Annotated in this window: 4 protein-coding genes; 1 reads left to right on the forward strand and 3 read right to left on the reverse strand. The window is 40.9% G+C overall.

Translation table 11 applies throughout. From position 1 onward, the window contains the following. Positions 1-293: 293 nt before the first annotated feature. The 3 genes from AB6C75_RS22435 to AB6C75_RS22445 form a co-directional block, all read right to left on the reverse strand. The gene (locus tag AB6C75_RS22435; RefSeq protein WP_017099454.1) at positions 294-2,132 is read right to left on the reverse strand and encodes an EAL domain-containing protein; all 1,839 of its coding nucleotides are present in this window, start codon (positions 2,130-2,132) and stop codon (positions 294-296) included. Positions 2,133-2,382: 250 nt separating this feature from the next. After that, complete coding sequence (locus AB6C75_RS22440; RefSeq protein WP_372109325.1) at positions 2,383-3,996, reverse strand: methyl-accepting chemotaxis protein; 1,614 nt, start codon at positions 3,994-3,996, stop codon at positions 2,383-2,385. Positions 3,997-4,220: 224 nt separating this feature from the next. Continuing rightward, positions 4,221-5,129 (reverse strand): IS5 family transposase, encoded by a 909-nt coding sequence (locus AB6C75_RS22445; RefSeq protein WP_065679953.1) that lies wholly within the window; start codon positions 5,127-5,129, stop codon positions 4,221-4,223. A 373-nt stretch (positions 5,130-5,502) separates the two neighbouring features. Here AB6C75_RS22445 and AB6C75_RS22450 point away from each other — a divergent pair, with 373 nt between their 5' ends. Next, entirely contained in the window at positions 5,503-6,201 is a 699-nt protein-coding gene (locus AB6C75_RS22450; RefSeq protein WP_372109327.1) for a hypothetical protein, read from the forward strand. The last annotated feature ends 63 nt before the right edge of the window (positions 6,202-6,264 follow it).

A 6,264-nucleotide genomic window follows, 5' to 3' on the forward strand; every position in this document is an offset into this window, starting at 1 on the left:
CTGGGTTAGGTATGCCTGAAACTTGTCGTATTGACTAAGAAATACGCGAAACGGGTTGGCTCTATCTCTAAATTTAATTACGCAACAAAGCCGGTCGATAATTAAAAATGGACTGCTTGACAATCCTGAAAGCTTATCTGTTTGGGAACAGCTTCACTCGAAATCAGCCTAATTTCATATAAAAATCAGTACGCTTGTGCTTCTTCATAACTTTGCGACAAACCTTCATGAACGACAGATAACACTCTCAAATAGAAAGTATTTAAAAATGGAGAAGAATGCTCAGTCATTGTTCATTCCTTAAGCAAAGTTTTAAAAGTAAATTTTCGGATTAATTCTTCTGCGGTGAGTGGTCTTGAGTAGTAGTAGCCCTGTACCATGTCGCACCCGACCTCTTCAAGATAACGCCTTTGCTCCTCAGTTTCGACGCCCTCAGCCACAACGGATAACCCCAGATTCTGAGCTAAGTCCACCACAGATTTCACTATCATTTTGTCGTGTATGCTGGTCGCCAAACTCTCAATGAACGATTTATCAATTTTCAAAACCTTTGCGTTAATTCTTTTGAGGTACGATAAAGACGAAAAGCCAGTACCAAAATCGTCGATAGCGATACTGAATCCTACATGTTCTAACTTTTGCAACACGCGCATTGTTTTTTCTGGGTTACTCATCAATACCGACTCTGTCACTTCTAATTCAAATATGGAAGGAGAGAGTCCCTCTTCTGAAATCATACTTATAATGCTCTCAAAGAACTCAGGTTGCTCTAATTGTTGAACGGAGATATTCACAGCCATTCTACCTGGCAACACTCTACCCTCTGATTGCCACTGACGAAATTGCTTACTAGCGGCTTTGATGACCCACTTACCGAGAGGACACATTATCCTATACTTCTCGGCAAGAGGAATAAACTCCCCAGGGTTAATGATACCAAGCTCAGGCTCGTCCCAGCGAAGCAGAACTTCAACCCCTGCAACTTCCGTACTGGCTGTATAAAATTTTGGCTGATAGACTAGATGAAACTGATCTTTATCGTGTATAGCCTGATTTAACCTGCGCGATAACTCCAATTCACGATGATAGTGTGTGCCAATCTGTTCCGTGTAGAAGACAAAGCCCCGATCAGTCGACTTAGCTTCGTACATAGCTAAGTCTGCATGTGAGAGCACATCATGCAATGTTTCACCGTCCAAAGGCCATGTGGCTGCTCCGATACTAACACCCAGAAAAGCTTTTTGTCCTATATTTATCGGGATAGGTCGACTCAGTGCCGCTACCAATTGGGCAGCTAAATGCGCAGTGCTTTCTTGTGTCGCTTTTCGATGAATCACAACAAACTCATCCCCTCCAACTCTAGCTGCTAAATCACCAGACGGAAGTGCGTTTTCAATCCGTCTAGCTACCTCTTTTAGCGCCATATCACCAGCAAGGTGGCCTCTGCTATCATTAAGCTCTTTAAATCGGTTTAAGTCGGCAAACAATATCGTAAAGCAGTTATCTTTAGCTAGTTGAAAGTCCATTATCCTCTTGGCTTCTTCGATAAAGTAGGCCCGATTAGGCAGTTCCGTTAGACTATCAAAATGAGTCAATTTCCGTACGCTGTCTTCCATAGCCCTTTGAACTGTAATGTCTTTTTTTTCTGCAAGATAACAAATAACTTCTCCTATATCGCACATTATCGGAGAAATAACAGCTTCTTCAATATACTCGGGGCCATCTTTATATTTATTGAAAAATACACCCTTCCAAGAACTTCCCGACTGTAATGTGCGATACATATCGCGGTAGCTGTCGACTGGGGTATTGTTTGATTTCAATATTCTTGGGTTCTTGCCAAGAACTTCACATAGGGCATAGCCACTCAGTTCTTCAAATTTTTTATTGGCGTAGATAATGTCCCTGTCAACGTTTGTAATAACAACGGCGTTTGCACTTTGGTTTACGATAGAGAAAAAAAATGACAGTTTTTCTTGTTGAGTCATCACCGAGACACAGTTATTTGGAGTTAGTAGTGACTTGGTACAGTCTTTCTTGAATACATCTAAAAGACTGTAATCTACTGATAGTTTTATGTTTTTATTGATTTTAATCTTTACATCTCCAATATAGTAGAGTGAATAACACACTTTTTTGCTCTTTGAGGTCAGTCAAAAACACTTAATCAACCTAGACCTTTGACTCAGCAACAACAGACTTAAGTCTTTAGCACAGCTTGGTTATTAGTCTAAGTATTTAAGTAAACTTAGTTAATCGATCGTAGGTTGATGACTTTGTCTTTTGGTTTTGAAAAAAAACCTTCTGTTAGTAATATTAACGAGCAAATAGATTGGTCTATATCCGGGGGAGAGGTGTCGATATAGACCAAGGTGCGTCGGATTATTCCAGCTTAAAGTATGTCAATAGTTGTTTAAGCTCTTCGGCAGCACTTGCCATCTCTTGAGTTTGAGATGCCATATGTACACTAGCTTGATTAATTTCTCTTGCTGATAAATTAATCACACTAACATTTTCACTCATTTCATTTGAAACGATGCCTTGCTGTTCAGCGGAAGCGGCAATTTGAGCGACCATATCATTAGCTTCGTTGAGGCTTCCTACCATAGATACTAGTGTGTCTTTTGTATGTTGAGCTGTTTCTACACAGGTGCTAATACTTGCATTATTACTTTCCATGACAGTAAGCACTTCAGAAGTACTAGAGAGTAACTCGTTAATCGTTGATTGAACTTGACTGGTAGAATCTTGAGTTCGGCTTGCAAGATTGCGAACCTCATCGGCAACCACAGCAAAACCACGACCTTGTTCTCCTGCTCGCGCCGCTTCAATCGCGGCATTCAGTGCAAGTAAATTTGTTTGTTCAGACACTTCTTGGATAACTTGCACAACTTGGCCTATATTATCTACACCGCGTTTCAAGGTCGCCATTAACTGTGTTGTTTCATCGATAGAGAGGGAGATTGCCGAAACATCTTCAAGTGTTGTGACCATACTTTGGCTGCTGGCTTGTGCTTGATGCGAGGATTCACTGGTTTTTTCTGAGCTATATTCGGCGTTGATAGCTACATTCTTAATAGTTGCTGACATTTCACTCATTGCCGTTGACATCTTCTCAAGTTGTGAGTTCTGAGATGCTAAACTTTGAGCGGTTTCTTCACTTGAAGAGGCTATGCTTTCCGATAAAAGACTTGCCTTATCGGCTGTACTTTGCGCAGCAATTAAGGTACCTCTAATGGTAGTCTGCATTTGACAAAGGCCTCGGTTTAGCTCTCCAATCTCATCTTCTCGGTTCTGTTGGAAGTTTGTTGTTAAATTGCCACTCGCGATGATCTTGAGGTTTTCAGCTAATTGTTCGATTGGTTTTACAATACTATCGCTGATAAAGAAGCTAATAGAAAACAAGATCCCCATAATAATTACTAATAAAACGCTTTGCTGTATGATATTTTTGTGAAAATCTTCTTGGATGTCAGAAATGAATAATCCCGATCCTACAATCCAATCCCATTCTGGAATGTAATACACATATGAAACCTTATCTTTATCTTTTCCTTGCTGATCTCGCCATGTGTAACTCAAAAAACCTGAAGAATTGTTTTTGGCAATACGAGACATTTCGCGCCAATGATAATTACCTTTACTATCTCGAACGTTAGTCATATCTTGGCCAATAGAAGTCAGCCTTTTCGGGTGGATAATTAGTTTGTTTTTTGTATTGGTTACCCAAAAATAGTGGTCATCATCGTATCTGAGGTCTGATAATATTTTTTTTGCTGCTGTTTGAGCGTCTTCTATATTTAGAGACTCATTGGTTCTGAAGTGTTGGACTAAGGATACCGCAGTCTCTACTTGCGCTTGCAGTTTATCATGCCTTTCTTCAAGTCTCTGCTCTTGTTGAATGTAGAGTTCGAATCCTCCCAACAATAACATAAGCATAGCCGCTAGACCGATTGTCATTTGAATTTTGTTTTTTATAGATACATTATTTAACATGTTTAATTATCAAGTATTATTAATATTATCAATAATACTTAATTCCCACTTATAAATAAAGGTTAATTTTGTTAAGTGCGCCGAAGTATTGTCATCTGAGGTGGCTTTGTTGCGTAATTAAATTTGGAGATAGAGGCACCCCGTTTCGCATGCTTTTTAGTCAATACGACGGCGTTGTTGATCAAATCGGTTTAAAGACCAACGACGCCATATTTGACTCACCGTTAGCTTCGAACAGGCATACCTAGTCCTATGACTTTGTTTATAGCTTTGACATTCGCCATGATTTCTCCCACTTGAGCGTTATAACATCTCAAGCTCAATTTACCGCTGGTTAGTCCTTTATATCGAGACATTGCGGTCTCAGATATTGAGCGATAGTGATAACCCGACTCAGATTTCCACTCCGCTATTGTTCCGTTTTTCAAAGCCTTTACTGCTTCATTTCTGGGATGCCCTTCTTCCCAAAGCGCCGCATTCTTTCGAGGCGGTATCAACGGAGTACTGCCCTTATTTTGCAGGGTCTCATAGCAACTTTTTGTGTCATACGCTCCATCAGCAGATACGGTATCTACCTTTCTACGTAAAGGGTTGAGTAATGTTGGCAGCACTTCGCTATCGCCAACACTTACAAGACTGACTTCTGCACTAATGGCCTCATGAGTTTCTACATCAACGGCTAAGTGAAGTTTGCGCCAAGTTCTGCGTTTTTCGGCGCCGTGCTTTTTCACCTTCCACTCACCTTCGCCAAAGACTTTGAGACCAGTCGAGTCAATAGCGATATGGCGAATAGCTCCTCTGGATTTGTTATGATATTTGACCTGAACTGTCTTCGAGCGTTTGCTGATACACGTGTAGTCAGGGGGCGTCAGTGGAACCTCCAGTAGCTCAAAGATAGAGTCGATAAAACCTTGAAGAGCCCGCAATGGTAGAGAGAATATCCCCTTAATCATCAATGCAGTTTCAATCGCTGTATCAGAGTACTGGAAGCCTCTACCACGCTTACCATGATGGGCTTTGCATCGCCATGCATCTACGGCTGAATCATCTATCCAGAACGTAACCGAGCCCCGTTTGCACAGAGCCTTATTGTACTCCGCCCAGTTAGTTATCTTCTTTTTTGCCTTACCCATGTCACCACCGCTCTAACCATCATAAAAGATCAGATCGCAAGACTCGAAAAAGGTTCAACTGATTTAGGCAACAACGCCTTCCAAGAGTGGAAAATTAAAAGCTTTAGTTCTTAAGAGCACACCGTTAAGTATCAACTAACTGATTCATACCTTTATATCACCTAGTCCGTAGTTAACGTAATGACAAAGTCGCTTAACGTAACGTCCAGTATTGATGGTGCAGATCATGTTCGAATATCAAAGGCTCACACACAATGCAGGACTAGGGAAAATATGAGGGGATCCGTCAGCGTCGCCGGTTCTCTCGCAACTTTGCGGGATTTATTATTTTTAGATATGATAAGATCTTTATACATAACAAAGAGTAATCACAATGAAAAACAAAGGCTTCATTTTAGGTGTTTTCGCTTCAGTAGTACTTGTAGGTTGTGGCGGTGGTTCGTCAGCGGCACCGAGTGCAGCAGTAAAAACGTTTAGTGGTAATGGCCTATACGTTAACCCGACTGACTTGACCGTCATGCTTGTTGACTCAAAGCGATCTAAGAACAACCTAATTGTGGGTGACTTCGCGAACAACAGCGTTTACTTTGTTGATAGTGCGACCACGACAGAAACATCGATGACAACTAGAGGTCTATCTTTTACTAGCAACAATGTTTTTGTGAAAGAAAGAATTCAGTTAATGCATGCTAAATTTACAAACAATATTGCAACTCTAACAGCCGTTGTTAGCGGGTCAAACCTTGTTTACTCAATGAATAAAACAACTGACTCATTAGCTCTTGCCCAAATCACCGGTACTCATACCAATACAACAGATGGTAGTACGTGGACGATTAACGCAGATGGTTCATATGTCGTTAATGGCGTTTGTACAATTACAGGTAAATTGGTTCGTAATGGATCTTACTTTAATGCAGATAACGCAAGTGCCGTTTCTTGCTCGCAATCAGCGCTAAATGGCAGTTACAACGGGGTTTTCTTGACGGTTAAGCACAACGGTAAAGATTACATTGCAGGGGTGTTAGGTAATGACACGGGTATTTTGTATGGAAATGCTCCAACGAACTAAATTGGTCATTAACTAGGGCGTGTTGATCTTTGCTGTACATTTCGCGTTCAACAATACATCGGT

Source organism: Vibrio sp. 10N.237.312.B06 (assembly GCF_041464685.1).
GTDB classification, from domain to species: domain Bacteria; phylum Pseudomonadota; class Gammaproteobacteria; order Enterobacterales; family Vibrionaceae; genus Vibrio; species Vibrio tasmaniensis_A.

Coding starts and splice junctions, on each gene's coding strand:
- AB6C75_RS22440 (WP_372109325.1), bottom strand. CDS start 3,996: ATGTTAAATAATGTATCTATAAAAAACAAAATTCAAATGACAATCGGT.
- AB6C75_RS22445 (WP_065679953.1), bottom strand. CDS start 5,129: ATGGGTAAGGCAAAAAAGAAGATAACTAACTGGGCGGAGTACAATAAG.
- AB6C75_RS22450 (WP_372109327.1), top strand. CDS start 5,503: ATGAAAAACAAAGGCTTCATTTTAGGTGTTTTCGCTTCAGTAGTACTT.